Source organism: Mucilaginibacter sp. MD40, assembly GCF_002288635.1.
Lineage (GTDB): Bacteria > Bacteroidota > Bacteroidia > Sphingobacteriales > Sphingobacteriaceae > Mucilaginibacter.
Map to the genome: position 1 here is coordinate 1,248,834 of NZ_NRSW01000001.1, position 14,873 is coordinate 1,263,706.

The 14,873-nt window shown below is 42.0% G+C and carries 13 protein-coding genes; 3 read left to right on the plus strand and 10 right to left on the minus strand.

Annotated features, from left to right (window positions below; translation table 11 throughout):
• Positions 1-51 precede the first annotated feature (51 nt).
• Positions 52-516, plus strand: coding sequence for a DUF4920 domain-containing protein (locus CKK33_RS05590; protein ID WP_095703158.1), 465 nt, complete (start codon positions 52-54; stop codon positions 514-516).
• 68 nt (positions 517-584) lie between these two features.
• Here CKK33_RS05590 and CKK33_RS05595 read toward each other — a convergent pair whose 3' ends face one another.
• The 9 genes from CKK33_RS05595 to CKK33_RS05635 form a co-directional block, all read right to left on the minus strand.
• The gene (locus CKK33_RS05595; protein WP_095703159.1) at positions 585-1,280 is read right to left on the minus strand and encodes a hypothetical protein; all 696 of its coding nucleotides are present in this window, start codon (positions 1,278-1,280) and stop codon (positions 585-587) included.
• Between the two features lie 87 nt (positions 1,281-1,367).
• Positions 1,368-4,184 carry a carbamoyl-phosphate synthase large subunit gene (carB, locus tag CKK33_RS05600; protein WP_095703160.1) on the minus strand — a complete coding sequence of 939 codons (2,817 nt, stop codon included), beginning with the start codon at positions 4,182-4,184 and terminating at the stop codon, positions 1,368-1,370.
• Positions 4,185-4,441: 257 nt separating this feature from the next.
• Entirely contained in the window at positions 4,442-4,981 is a 540-nt protein-coding gene (locus tag CKK33_RS05605; RefSeq protein WP_143822901.1) for a hypothetical protein, read from the minus strand.
• 313 nt (positions 4,982-5,294) lie between these two features.
• Complete coding sequence (locus CKK33_RS05610; RefSeq protein WP_095703162.1) at positions 5,295-5,825, minus strand: hypothetical protein; 531 nt, start codon at positions 5,823-5,825, stop codon at positions 5,295-5,297.
• A gap of 11 nt (positions 5,826-5,836) precedes the next feature.
• Complete coding sequence (locus CKK33_RS05615; protein WP_095703163.1) at positions 5,837-7,501, minus strand: hypothetical protein; 1,665 nt, start codon at positions 7,499-7,501, stop codon at positions 5,837-5,839.
• Positions 7,502-7,630: 129 nt separating this feature from the next.
• A complete protein-coding gene (gene panD, locus CKK33_RS05620; RefSeq protein ID WP_095703164.1) occupies positions 7,631-7,981 on the minus strand; it encodes an aspartate 1-decarboxylase in 351 nt (116 codons plus the stop codon).
• 157 nt (positions 7,982-8,138) lie between these two features.
• The gene (glmS, locus tag CKK33_RS05625) at positions 8,139-9,974 is read right to left on the minus strand and encodes a glutamine--fructose-6-phosphate transaminase (isomerizing) (protein WP_095703165.1); all 1,836 of its coding nucleotides are present in this window, start codon (positions 9,972-9,974) and stop codon (positions 8,139-8,141) included.
• A 141-nt stretch (positions 9,975-10,115) separates the two neighbouring features.
• The gene (locus CKK33_RS05630; protein ID WP_095703166.1) at positions 10,116-11,498 is read right to left on the minus strand and encodes a DUF4270 domain-containing protein; all 1,383 of its coding nucleotides are present in this window, start codon (positions 11,496-11,498) and stop codon (positions 10,116-10,118) included.
• 15 nt (positions 11,499-11,513) lie between these two features.
• Entirely contained in the window at positions 11,514-12,338 is an 825-nt protein-coding gene (locus CKK33_RS05635; RefSeq protein ID WP_095703167.1) for a glycogen/starch synthase, read from the minus strand.
• Positions 12,339-12,497: 159 nt separating this feature from the next.
• Here CKK33_RS05635 and panC point away from each other — a divergent pair, with 159 nt between their 5' ends.
• Both panC and CKK33_RS05645 read left to right on the plus strand, forming a co-directional pair.
• Entirely contained in the window at positions 12,498-13,328 is an 831-nt protein-coding gene (gene panC / locus CKK33_RS05640; protein ID WP_095703168.1) for a pantoate--beta-alanine ligase, read from the plus strand.
• A gap of 123 nt (positions 13,329-13,451) precedes the next feature.
• Entirely contained in the window at positions 13,452-14,387 is a 936-nt protein-coding gene (locus tag CKK33_RS05645) for a hydrogen peroxide-inducible genes activator (protein WP_095703169.1), read from the plus strand.
• A gap of 64 nt (positions 14,388-14,451) precedes the next feature.
• On the opposite strand, the gene CKK33_RS05650 is transcribed toward CKK33_RS05645, so the two are convergent.
• Positions 14,452-14,865: an HIT family protein gene (locus CKK33_RS05650; protein ID WP_095703170.1), complete on the minus strand. Its 414-nt coding sequence runs from the start codon at positions 14,863-14,865 to the stop codon at positions 14,452-14,454.
• Positions 14,866-14,873: the final 8 nt, after the last annotated feature.

The following is a 14,873-nucleotide window of genomic DNA, read 5'->3' on the forward strand; positions in this document are numbered from 1 at the left end:
TTTAAAATAAAAGAGTTTAAACCAATAGGCACCACAGATGTTAATTAAACGATGAAAAAGCTTGCCTTGTTGTTATTGATGCTCTGCAGCGTGCAGGTATTTGCACAAAAGCGCACCCCGCTGCCACATGGGATGGTATTTGGTAAAATGCCTAAGGATATAGCGCCTGTACCGGCCGCAAAAATTGAAAGCCTTATGGGAGGCAAAATACGGCAAACCACCGCCATTACCGGCAAAATAACTAAAGTAATTAAAGAGCAGGGTGGCTGGTTTAACATAGATGCAGGAAACGGACGAGTAATAGAGGCGCATTTTGCTGATTATAACGTTAAGCTACCTAAAGCCATAACAGGCCGTACAGTAATTATTGAGGGTGTAGCGCAAAGGCAACTCATAGCCGATGATGCACAGCATTTTGCCGGTGATACCGTGAAGGGTAAAAAACAACATCAGGTAGAAGTTAATCCTAAAGATCGCATTACCTTTGAGGTGCAGGGCCTGATGGTTGATAAATAGATATGAGTTATATAAAACAAAAAAGCGCGGCTGTGATCAGTCGCACTTTTTTGTTTTATGCTTTTTGCTTATGCGAAACGGGCCTGCTTTTTAAGAGCCGAAGGTTCCAGGTGCAGGTGGCCTGCAAAAAGTTCGCGTACTTTTTCTGCTACCTCGGCACGGTTTACGGTTTGTGCATCGCGGCGGCATTTCAGATAATGCTCGCGGGCAATTTTTTCCGCAAGGTCACCAAGGGTTTTAACCTTAAGTTCTTTACCAAATTTACCGGCAAGTACCAGTCCGGTAATGGATGCTACCATACCTATGTATCCAACAGTACTAAAAACAAAACTTACTGTGATGAATAACAATAAAGATAAAGCAAAAGCCCAAACAATTCCTTGCTTAGGGCGTAACAGGTTCATGTGTAAACCCATCTCTTCCTCTACATCGGCAACAACCTCAATTCGTGTATCGCGCGGGAAAAGCTCACACAATTTGGTGGTTGGCTTAAGGTCGCAACGGTCTACTGCCTTTTTGGCATTAATGGCGTTGCGTAGCTTGTAAAAAGCCTGCTGCGTAGTACAACTATCAGCATGTGCCTGTTTTATCTTGGTTACTACCAGGTCGCACAGGGCGCCAAAGGTTTTTACCTGGTTAAGATCCTCATTTTCGAACCTGATATTGAACGAACACTCAATTTTCGCCAATATATCACCTATATTCTCCGGGTCGATAGTATTTAAATTAACTATCGGCGCGCCATTCTTAAAACTAACTTTCAATCCTGTAGCACTAAATTAAACAATGGGTAAGCCGCCGCAAATATACGGTGGCTTACCTTGTAATTCAAAACTGATGCCAGCGCTGAATTACTTACTTAAATACATTGATTTTTCTTTGTATAGATGCCTGAAGTAAGGGTCCATCAGGTTAGGAATAAACCTGATCGCCTCGCCGGTTGATTTCATCTCAGGGCCAAGCTCCTTATTTACTTCAGGGAATTTATCAAACGAGAACACCGGTTCTTTTATTGCATAGCCCTTAAGCTTACGCTGTATGGTGAAATCTTTTATTTTGTTAACACCCAGCATTACCTTGGCAGCAATGTTTATGTATGGCACATCGTAAGCTTTAGCTATAAACGGCACCGTACGTGACGCGCGCGGGTTTGCTTCAATTACGTATACCTTATCATCCTTAATGGCAAACTGAATATTCAGCAAGCCGCGAACGTTAAGCGCGCGGGCTACTTTTTCTGTGTACTCTTCCATCTGGCTGATCACGTTGTCGCTTAAATCAAATGGAGGCAATACCGCGTAAGAGTCGCCGGAGTGTATACCTGCAGGCTCAATGTGCTCCATCATACCAATGATATGTACATCCTCGCCATCGTGGATAGAATCTGATTCTGCCTCGGCCGCACGGTCAAGGAAGTGGTCGATCAACACGCGGTTGCCGGGGAGATTTTTCAACAAATTAACCACAGCTTTCTCCAGGTCCTCATCGTTTATCACAATGCTCATGCCCTGGCCGCCAAGTACGTAGCTTGGGCGTACCAAAACAGGGTAACCAACCTCGTGTGCCACTTCAAGTGCTTCTTCAGCACTTTCGGCAACACCATATTTTGGGTAAGGAATATTTAGTTCTTTCAGCAGATCAGAGAAACGGCCGCGGTCTTCGGCAATATCCATATTGTCAAAAGATGTACCGATGATCTTGATGCCATGCGCATGCAGTTTCTCCGCCATTTTAAGAGCGGTTTGGCCACCCAGCTGAACAATCACACCTTCCGGTTTCTCCAGGTCAATAATCTCGCGTACGTGCTCCCAGAAAACAGGCTCAAAGTAAAGCTTATCGGCCATGTTAAAGTCGGTAGATACGGTCTCAGGGTTACAGTTAACCATGATGGCTTCGTAGCCGGCCTCTTTCGCGGCAAGCAAACCGTGTACACAGCTGTAATCAAACTCGATACCCTGGCCTATACGGTTAGGGCCTGAACCCAATACGATGATCTTTTTCTTGTCAGATACTTTTGACTCGTTCTCACCTTCGTAAGTTGAGTAGTAGTATGGCGTTTGCGCGGCAAATTCGGCAGCGCAGGTATCCACCATTTTATAAACCCTTCTGATACCTAATTCCTTACGGCGTTTGTAAACGTCCTCTTCGGTAACGTTGCCTAAGATGTAAGCTATCTGCGGGTCAGAGAATCCTTTTTGCTTAAGGGTGTAGAAGAAATCATCAGGAATGTTGTTAAGCGAGTATCTGCGTAACTCGTTTTCCAGGTTCACTACATCCTGTATCTGGTTAAGGAACCAGCGGTCTATTTTGGTTACCTTACGGATAGATTCCATTGGCACACCAAGGCTCATGGCATCGTAAATATGGAACAACCTGTCCCAGCTCGGATGCTCAAGGCTATGCATAATTTCTTCGAGGTTGCGACTCTGGCGACCGTCGGCACCTAAACCGGCGCGGCCTATCTCCAGGCTCTGACAAGCCTTTTGTAAAGCTTCTATAAAGCTGCGGCCAATACCCATCACCTCGCCAACAGATTTCATCTGAAGGCCAAGCTCGCGGTTAGCGCCTTTAAATTTATCAAAGTTCCAGCGAGGGATCTTTACGATAACGTAATCAAGCGTTGGTTCAAAGTATGCTGAAGTAGTTTTGGTGATCTGGTTTTCTATCTCGTCAAGGTTGTAACCTATTGCAAGCTTTGCAGCAATTTTAGCGATAGGGTAACCGGTGGCTTTTGATGCCAGGGCTGATGAGCGCGATACACGAGGGTTGATCTCGATTGCGATAATCTCTTCAGTAGCAGGGTTAACTGAGAACTGTACGTTACAGCCACCCGCAAAGTTACCAATAGCACGCATCATCTTGATGGCCTGGTTACGCATTTGTTGGTAGCAACGGTCGCTCAGGGTCATGGCTGGTGCCACGGTTATCGAGTCGCCGGTGTGGATACCCATCGGGTCAAAGTTCTCGATAGAGCAGATGATGATCACGTTGTCCCGGTTATCGCGCAATAACTCCAGCTCATATTCTTTCCAACCCAAAACAGCCTGCTCAACCAATACCTCGTGGGTAGGTGAAGCCTGCAAACCACGACTAAGCGCGGCGTCAAAATCTTCCTTTTTGTGTACAAAGCCCGCGCCTTTACCACCCAGCGTATAGCTTGGGCGTATCACCAGCGGGAAACCAATTTCCTGCGCAGCCTCTTTACCTTCAAGGAAAGAGTTAGCGATTTTTGATTTGGCAACACCTACACCAATGTCAACCATCAGTTGGCGAAATGCCTCGCGGTTCTCAGTTTTCTCGATGGCGGCTACGTCAACACCAACCACTTTTACGCCATATTTTTCCCATATACCGCGTTCTGATGCCTCAATACAAAGGTTAAGCGCGGTTTGGCCACCCATTGTAGGCAGTACGGCGTCAATTTTTTGTTCCTGCAGTATTTGCTCAATACTTTCGCAGGTAAGCGGTAAAAGGTAAACATGGTCGGCAATAACCTTATCGGTCATGATGGTTGCCGGGTTGCTGTTGATGATCGATACGGAGATGCCTTCGTCTTTCAGCGAAAGGGCGGCTTGCGAACCCGCATAATCAAACTCACATGCCTGACCGATAATAATAGGGCCAGAACCAATAATTAATACGGATTTGATGGAGGTATCCTTGGGCATAGGGCTTTAAATCAAAAAGTTAAAAACGGGCAATAAGCCATTTAACAACAAGTTCTATGCGCTGAGAGTTGAAGTATTTCCCGACTCAGCATCGGGGTGCAAAGATAGTAATCATGAGGGATTTGCAGCGTTAAATTTTCAAATTTAATACTGGGCAAATAAAGAATGGGCTTTGGTAAAGCTGGGGATATATTATTGCGTGGTTTGAAGGCTGTTTACAAAGAAAATTATAGGGCTATTCATACCTTGTATTTAGATCAGTAAGGTAAGTCAATAAAATAATCATTAATTGGTTTTAATAATATACAGTCGATAGCGAGGTTATCTCTCCCGTTAAACGCCATCATATCAACTAAAGTTTGTTGAATTAAATTTCTTGTAGTAAAAATTTTAATAATTTTTGCTGTGTATACTCTTGTCTCGTAGTTCAGAAGGGTGTCCTTTTGGAGGGTCGGGATACTGCAACCATGCCGATAATCATACAAGAAGGGTTGCACTATAATTTTTCCTGTTTTCTTAAGTGTTTTAATCAAATACTTGTCCCTCTCAAGAGCTTTGATCGCCTTCTTCAGTGCCTCATTTACAAATTTAACATAGTCGTTGCTAAACGCAATGTCTGTTATTTTTCCCTGTTTATTTACTTTGAATTTAATATTAACAAAAGCCTGTTTACAACAAAGTAAAAGAGCTGATGTGTCTGGCTTGTAATTATTTATCAGTGTTTTTCGCACATGGGAGGCTATTTGCCTGGTGGTTAGCGTTTGTGCAATGGTGGTGGCAGTGGAAGCCAGGATCAATACACAAATTAATAATAATTTTTTGCAGACCATGTTATACAGCTATCGTTGATTGTTATTTAAATAACTAATTTGTAAATCAAACTTTACAGACACCATGTATTTTGAGCTTAGTGGCTGTCATGCTTAGTTGCGGGCTCACACTGGTAAAAGTTTCTAATTTTGACCGATAATGCGGCAAGAATTTGTCTCGCCGATAGCTTTAGTTAGTGTATTTCAGCTCAGAAGTTACGCTGTCGCTAAACTTCGATCGGTGAGGGGAAGGTGTATCTTTAAGTAAACAAGCCAGCGCTTAGCACTGGCTTGTTTATATTTAGTGCGTAAATTGTGCGTTGTTCAAAATGTCATCAAGCAATGCCGTTGCTTTGGTGGAATCTGCTTCTGGATATTTTATATTACCTTTTTGAATTAATGTTTTGTTTTCATTTTGTAAGTAAAAATCATAATAGCCAACTTTATTAGAAATATGGTGTGTGATTAATACAGTTTTATTGCCGATTTTCTTGATGAAAGAACGATACGTTTTATTGCCATTTTTTATTAGATATAAATTAAGATCATCTTGAAATCTTTTCATTCTTTCAAGATCATTTACAATAGATCCATTACTTACGTTTGATAAACCCAAGTAAAAATCTTCAACTTGATAATTATATGGCTGAATGTAATTAGCCTTACTACCAATGGGGTTAAATTGAGGGGAAAATGTGTTTAATTGTTGTTTGCTGATTTTAGTAGTCTGTTTCGGTAGCGTTATTTTGATTAATTCGTTACTGTGAATTATTTGAGAATAACTTAAAGTTGCCTTAATTACTATAGCAAATAGTATAATTGTCGTTTTCATTTTTAATAATGTTAGTAGCAGGGAATTAAAATAAGATTGCCGTTTTGATCTAAGCCTGCTATTACAAAATTTATTGTACCCGCAGGTGCTTTGTATATATTTATTGCATCACCAAATATTTCTTTCAAAGTATAAGTTGTTGCTGTTAATTCATCAACGTCATGATTTACTTGATATTGGCTTGCCATAGATTGAAATGAATTGCCATAACCCTCACGATCATTGTTATATTGATTGTACATGGTTTGGACGGTTCCCCAACTGTTAATGTTTATTAAATATGTTGCATTATTTAAAACTATTATTGAATATGAATTACTCTCAAAAAAAGTTTTGTTATCTGTAGTTGCTCCCATATTAGATAATGCATATCGATCTGCCATCATGGCAAATACGTCATCTGGGCTTGGGCCAGCACCAAAATGTCTGTGTATTGTTCCTATTCTATAGCCTGCATTATTATCCCATGTAAATTGTCCTTCCCACATTCCGTTAACGCCGGGCGTAGGTGATATTGGATTGTAAATGTTTGAATTAAGGTTATTTAATCTTAAATCAGCTCCCCATTCATTTGTGCCGGGTTTGCTTAAAATGTCAGAAGTGGTACTATTTAAGTTACTTGGAAGATTCTGTTTTTGTTTTTTCATTTTATCGCACGGGTCTTCTGGCGTAGCCACCGGTATGCAAGGTACAGGCGTGGTGCCCCCACCGCCGCTTCCGCCATCACCAGGAGCCGCGACATTAACCCGTGGCCCGTTTACCGATTCAACAGCTGTAGGATCGCAGGGTTTTGGTGTAGGTGGAGGAGGGAAATTGCCGGTGCTGCCACCACCGCTGCCTCCTGTGCTGCCACCGCCACCTCCGCCACCACCGCCGCCGCCGCCATCGATATTAGTACATTCGGTTATATGCGTTGTAGTATAGGTGTAGGTACAATCATACATGTTGGTTTTAGAGTCGGTAAAGCAACTTGCCGTTGTGGTGACTACGGGGCGGTCATAGCAAATCGGCGCGTATAAATTTACTGCTTGCTTTGAGTTTACCTGCCTGGTAGTTGCGGCCGGTACGCCCGTTGTAACCGATAATGTTTTGGTAATAGTACCTTTCTCGTACCGCCAACCGGCAAGGAAATCGCCCTGTGCATTATAATAGAGCAGTCTTCCGCTAAAGTTCTTATCGTGGCTCTTGTAGGTATTAAGATTAAGCTTATCAAAATTTCCGTTAATGTAAGCGGTATCCGCTACTAAAACCATGTACCAACCTCTAAAAACGCCTGCGCTGTCTTTTTGTACAATAAAAGATGTTTTGGTGTAGTTGTTCTTTTGGGTTATGCCGTTGGCATTACTGCGGTCAAAAGCAAATACAACAGAACTGTTTACCAAAGGCAGCTCAACAAGGGTGCCATTGTATTTACCGTAAACATCCGGTTTGTTCCAGTCAAGATTAAGCCCCTCATTCCATTTTTGTTCGAACATAGCATTAGTGGCTTTTGAGGATGGTTTGTTGATCCGCGCGTTATTTTCAAACCAGGCTTTTGCTTCCTTTACTGCAAGTGTTTGAGCAGTGGTGCTTAAGGTTTGTGCTGTTCCAGATGGTGTAATTTCTTTTTTACAGCTGTAGGCCAGGGCTAATACTACTACTGAGAATAGAAGAACTTTGCCTGTAAGGCGCCTCACCTTATTTGATGAGATGGTTTTTTCATTTGTGACAAGGTTTAGTAAATATTTATACCAAACCTAATTGTTGTTTGCTTAAAAAGCAACAGATTAAAGAAGTTTTAATGTTTGTGAAATTCCGTGAGAGGGCTACTTAATTAATTTATTATTCGCATCAGGGAAGATCAAGATAGGCTCGTATTTTCTGGCTTCTTCCATTTCCATGTAGGCGTATGACATAATGATCACAATATCGCCTACCTGGGCCAGGCGCGCTGTTGCGCCGTTTAAGCAGATGGTGCCGCTGCCGCGTTCGCCTTTTATTACATAGGTTTCAAAGCGGGCGCCGTTGTTATTATTAACAATCTGCACTTTTTCGTTAGGGATGATATTAGCAGCTTCAATAAGGTCTTCATCAATGGTGATACTGCCAACATAATTTAGTTCGGCCTGTGTAACCTTAACCCGGTGAAGCTTTGATTTTAATACCTCAATAATCATGATGCAAAGGTAGGAATAATTTTAGTGGATAGTTTACAGGCAATAGTCTATGCTATTATAATTCTCGTTTCTTATTGGTTGAGGAGCTTCTGTTTTAAAACAGAACGGCTCCGGGTATAATGTCCGGAGCCGCGTGTTAAATGCTTTAAATCACAGTTTATTCTACCGTAACCGATTTTGCTAGGTTACGCGGCTGGTCTACGTTACAACCACGCATTACCGCAATATGGTAAGAAAGAAGCTGCAATGGTATGGTTGCCAGTAATGGTACAAACGTGTCATTGGTCATAGGGATCTCAATAGTGTAATCAGCCATGGCTTTTACATCAGTATCACCTTCTGTAACAATTGCTATTACATGGCCTCCACGTGCTTTAACTTCCTGTATATTGCTGATCACTTTCTCATAGGATGAGTTTTTGGTAGCGATAAACACCACCGGCATATCCGCATCAATCAGCGCGATAGGGCCGTGTTTCATTTCGGCCGCAGGGTAACCCTCCGCGTGGATATAGGATATTTCTTTAAGCTTAAGTGCACCCTCAAGCGCTACAGGGAAGGAGTTGCCCCTGCCCAGGAACAAGCAATTGGCCGAGTCTTTAAAACGCTCTGCAATAGCTATTACCTCGTCGTTACATTTCAGTGTACGTTCAACCAGTTCAGGTATTTCATCAAGCTCGGTAAGGTATTCAACAAACTTGCTTTGAGTAATGGTGCCACGCTGCTGCGCAATATAAAAGGCTATAAGCGTGAGTATAGTAACCTGCGCTGTAAAGGCTTTTGTTGAAGCCACACCAATCTCGGGTCCGGCATGTGTATATACACCGGCATGGGTAATACGTGGTATAGAAGCACCCACTACATTACAAATGCCAAAAATGGTAGCGCCTTTTTCTTTAGCCAGCTCAATAGCTGCCATAGTATCGGCTGTTTCGCCTGATTGTGATATGGCTATTACCAGATCTTTTGAAGTAATGATAGGGTTGCGGTACCTGAATTCGGAAGCATACTCTACCTCAACCGGCACACGGGCGCATTCTTCAATAAGATACTCCCCAACCAGGCCGGCATGCCATGATGTACCGCAGGCTACAATGATAATACGGTCAATATTTTTCAGTTTCTCGATATAATCTTTAAGCCCGCCGAGTTTTACAATACCCTGCTCAGGATATATACGCCCACGCAGACAGTCGCGGATCGAGCGTGGCTGCTCATAGATCTCTTTCAGCATAAAGTGATCGTAACCACCCTTTTCCAGCATTTCCAGCTTTAGCTCAAGCTCATGTATATATGGCGTTTGTATCGTGTTGTCGATGTGTTTGATCAGGAGGTCATCCCGCCTGATATAGGCAATTTCGTTATCGTTAAGATAGATCACATTTTTAGTGTACTCGACAATCGGCGTAGCGTCTGAAGCGATAAAGTATTCGCCTTTACCTACACCAATTACCATAGGGCTGCCTTTGCGCGCAGCGATAAGCTCGTCAGGCTCATCTGCGCTCATGATCACTATAGCATAAGCGCCTACAACACGGTTAAGCGCAAGCCTCACCGCTTCATGCAGGCCAAGGCCGGTAACATCTTTTATTTCCTCAATAAGGTGTATAAGTACTTCGGTATCGGTATCGCTGTTAAAAGTATGGCCTTTTGATAGTAAAGCCTCTTTTAAAACAACGTAATTTTCTATAATGCCGTTGTGGATTATGGTAAGCTTCCCATCTCCTGAAGTGTGAGGGTGTGAGTTTCTGTCGCTTGGAGCGCCGTGTGTAGCCCAGCGGGTATGTCCCATGCCCACTGTTCCGGCAATATTTTCGTTTTCGGTAAACGCTTCGAGGTCACTTACCTTGCCTGCCTTTTTAAAAAGTTTCAGTTGCCCGTCTGATAGTGCTATACCTGCACTGTCGTACCCCCGATATTCTAATCGGTGAAGGCCTTTTATTACTATTGGATAGGCATCTCTAAAGCCTATATAACCTACTATGCCGCACATAAATAAATGTATTTTTAAAGTTTTTCAAATTACGATGTGCGGCAAAAGTAACTGAATATTATTTATAACACACAATTAAATTGTATACAAAAAAAGATACCCCAAGTAGGGTATCTTTTTAAGAAACTTTAAAAAGTTTTTTTATTGATTGATCTTGGTATAGATCACTTTTAATCTTATACGGTCTGGAGAATTTTTCCCGGTAAGGATTGACCTTTCAGCATAGTTAACTACAGGGCCTATATTTACAGTGGTACCTGAGGCTACCGGCGAAACAGGAGCAATAAAAGTTCCGTAATCTATAGTTTTACCATTAACCAAATCCTGTAAAAAGGCCGTAACAATAAAATGGTATTCACCTGTTGTAGCATCATAATTACCTCCAAATATCCCGCTGGCGCGCGGATCTCCGCCGGATGCATCCTGCAAAAGTACTCTTTGGCGGGCTAGATCGTACCGATACATGGTTAACCTTGGATTAGGGGCAAATGGTATTCCCGTTCCAGGACTTACTTTCATTACTAATTCTGCCCTGTTTATAATAGCATTATTACCAGCAGCGGCAAGTATATTCTTTACATTCGGGAAGCTAAGCTTAGTTCTTAGCCCTGCCATACCTTGCATATAAAGTAAGTTGCTACCATTGGTTTGGTTCATTGCAGCTTTAACTTTATCACTATAATCATGCTGAATAGAGATCAGCCCATTAGTAAGCGGCATGGATAGCATAGTTGTATCAACCGTCCCATTAGAAGTTGCCCTGTAATACACCAATACTTTTGCTGAGTCGGCATTAAAGAACATATTACCACCTACTCCGGTAGTTTGTGCCTCGTCCAATTTAATGTATAACCCTTTGATGTAGTTCTGATAAGCGTTGTTTGATGATAATACCGAACCGGCTTCAAATAAGTTATTGGTTATAAAATCCTTGGAAATGGGAATCCTTACTTGCGGTACAACCTTCACGATTGTATCAGGCTTGCCTTTAACAATGGTGTACACTCTCAGTGTATCATGAGAACGAGACTTGAATGTTTTAGTTCCGATCAAATCGCCGGTAGCAAAAACATCATTTGTATAGTATGTTTTAGTTACACTACTTTGGATGTTTTTTGCAAGCTGGTAAACATTAACCTTAAATGTAGATAATAAAGAGTCGCCGTAAAAGGCATAAGTAGGCGTATATGGCAACGAAAGTACCGCCGAGTCAATTGTGATAGTACCTGTTGGTACTGTGTATGCCCCACCACCAGGCAAAGACAATAAAGTAGCAAAGCCGGCATGAGTTACTCCGAAGTCGGGGTCTTTAAAATACGACAAAGGCACACGGCTGGAATACCCCAATGTTGGAATAGAGTCTTCGGCAACCGTAGTAGCAACAAGGCTGGTATCTACCACCAATGTGCCATTTATCTGGGTGGCAGGGTCAACATCAAGGCCTATGCCTTCCTGTCTCTTACAACTGCTCAAAATAAAAAGACTTATTAACAGGGTTAATAAGCCTAATTTGTAAAATTTCATATAATCTTTTATAGCTTATGCAACATCCACCAACTGCTCATTGGTTATTTCGTCGTAAAAATTGGAATAATTTTCGAAATCAGAAGTGGAAACGTAATCTAATACCAACTTATTGCTGTTTTTAACATTATTTAACACATCGGCATCAATTTCTTCACTACCCAAAACAATGGCGTCGCTATATTGGATAGCACCTGCATATAAAGCATTATTAGTGCCCTCTTTATACACCTCAGTATGTTCTTCGGTCATATCGCCCATTACAGCCTTGCGCGCGAAATCCGGGTCAAGCTTTTCTTTAAAATCATTCTCGTAGATAGAGTAAACTACTTTTGAGTTTTTAAAGGTAGGGTCGTCCTTATAGGTGGTTTTCAGATATGCAGGAACTAAAGCACTCATCCAGCCGTGGCAGTGTACCACATCGGGCGCCCAGCCTAATTTCTTCACGGTTTCTAAAGCACCTTTGCAGAAGAAGATCATGCGTTCATCGTTGTCGGCGTAAAATTTGCCATCTTTATCGTTGAATACATGTTTGCGTTGAAAATACTCCTCGTTATCCAGGAAATACACCTGCATGCGGGCAGCAGGGATAGAAGCTACCTTAATAATAAGCGGGTTATCATTATCATTGATAATAATGTTCATGCCCGATAAACGGATCACCTCATGTAACCTGTTCCTTCTTTCATTAATGTTACCAAAGCGCGGCATCAATATACGAATCTCGAAACCTTTGTCCTGCATGGCCTGCGGGAGTTGGCGGGTTATTTCAGCTATTTTAGAAATTTCGAGGAAAGGAGACATTTCATGAGTTATGAACAGTAGTTTTGATTTACCCATCACTAATCGATATTAATAAATGTAAGAAGTCAAAAAAATTTGAGTTTGCAAATATAAGCATTATTATACACACTGGCAACCACTTGTGCAAGTATGTTTTGGTAGTTTTTAAAGAATTATACACCTTTGCCAAATTTTTGCCCTAAATTTTCAAAAACATTGAAAACATTTAAAACCCGGCAAGCCATACGCAAGTATCTTAACGAGCACCCGCAACTAAGTGTAGGTTTTGCACCCACCATGGGCGCGTTACACAATGGCCACCTGTCTTTAATCAAACGCTCAAAAAGCGAAAATGATATTACTGTTTGCAGCATTTTTGTAAACCCAACCCAATTTAATGACCCTGCCGACCTGGAGAAATACCCGCGACCTATTGAGGCCGATATGGCTAAGCTGGAATCAGCCGGATGCGATATACTATTTGCTCCTGAAGTGAGCGAAATGTATGACGATAATGAGCAATGGCATTTGGATATTGGCCCTGTTGAACACCTGCTTGAGGGCGAATTCAGGCCGGGCCACTACCAGGGCGTAATGCAGATAGTATTTAAATTATTAGATGTTGTTAAGCCGCATAACCTGTATATGGGCCAAAAGGATTACCAGCAATTTCTGGTAGTGCAGCGTATGGTTGAACTGCTTAACCTGCAAGTGGACATGGTAATGTGCCCCATAGAACGTGAAGCCGATGGTCTGGCTATGAGTTCGCGCAACGTACACTTGTCTGATACGGAGCGTAAGCGCGCGCTGGTATTATCAAAAACCCTTAATTACATCAAAGACCATTTTGATGTGAGCCGCGAAGCAGAGTTAGAAGAGCAAGCTATGGAAATGCTTGCCGCAGAAGAAGGTGTTGAGCCCGAATATTTCCGCATTGTAGATGGCAAAACATTGTATCCGGCTACGCCTGCATCAACATCTGTTGTTGCCCTTACTGCAGCTAAAGTGGGCAAAACAAGGTTGATAGACAATGTATTGATCTATTAGTTTATATGAATAGGTAAGTGCCTAAGGGTGCGGGGTTGTTTAAAGAAAAATAACACTCTATTTAAATAAATTAAGATAGAAAAAATCAATGGTTATCTATATTTGTAATAGATAAAACTGATAATGACCATTACCCAGCTGGAATACATTGTAGCCGTTGATACCTACAGGAGCTTTGTTGCTGCTGCTAATAAATGTTTTGTTACGCAGCCTACTTTAAGTATGCAAGTGCAAAAATTGGAGGATACCCTCGGCGTAAAAATTTTTGACCGTAGCAAACAACCCGTTATCCCTACCGAAATAGGTGAGGAAATCATTGCGCAGGCAAGGGTGCTGATCTCTGAAAGCGAAAAGTTAAAGGAAATTGTTACCGATCGGCAAAAGGAACTTTCAGGAGAGCTAAAGGTGGGTATTATTCCTACTATTGCGCCGTACATTTTACCGAAAATATTGAGTGGCTTTATAGAGAAATACCCACAGGTAAAGCTTATTGTTTGGGAGCAAACTACCGAGCAGATCATACAGCAATTAAAGTTAGGCACGCTTGATTGTGGTATATTATCTACCCCTTTGCACGAAAGCTCCTTAACAGAGATCCCTGTTTTCTACGAAAATTTTGTTGCGTATGCCGCAAAAACGAGTAAGCTATTTAAAAAGAAAACGATAAGCCCCGACGATATTGATATGGAGGAGATATGGGTGCTTAATGAAGGGCATTGTATGCGCGAGCAGGTACTCAACATTTGCCAGCGCAGGAAAGCCACAAAAGGCTTTCAGCATTTTGAATACAATACCGGCAGTGTGGAAACATTAAAGCGCATGGTAGATATGAACAATGGTGCTACCATATTACCCGAACTGGCGCTTGCCGACATGACTGATAAACAACGTGATCGTATACGGTATTTTAAAAGTCCCGAACCAGCGCGCGAAGTAAGTATTGTTATTCATCGCAACTTTTTGAAACGACGGATGATAGAAGCATTAAAAAACGAAATACTTGATTTTGTGCCTAAACGCCTTCGTAACAAAAAGAAGAAAGAAATAATGGAAATATAAGTTTCTGACTAAGATTCTGTGACATTAGCAGACGCTATATTTCGTTTCTTATTTTGTGAGAAAATTACTCTCGGTGAGTTACTTCTTTCAATGCCTCAGATATCTTCTTGGCAGTTGACGCCAGTTCATCCTGCGAGGGAGAAAGCTTAGGGCGTGCAAAGTTCATATCATCCACCCGGTTCATGGGGATAAGGTGGATGTGAGCGTGCGGTACTTCAAGCCCAATTACAGCTACACCAACTTTTTTGCAAGGGATAGCCTGTTTAATGCCCTTAGCTACAATCTTGGCAAACATTTGCAGGCCAAGGTAGGTTTCGTCATCAATGTCAAACAGGTAATCCACTTCTTTTTTAGGAATCACCAGCACGTGCCCCTCGGCTAAAGGGCTAATATCTAAAAATGCCAGAAATTCATTCGTTTCGGCAACCTTGTGCGACGGTATTTCGCCTGCTATTATTTTTGAAAAAATGGTAGACATGATTAGTG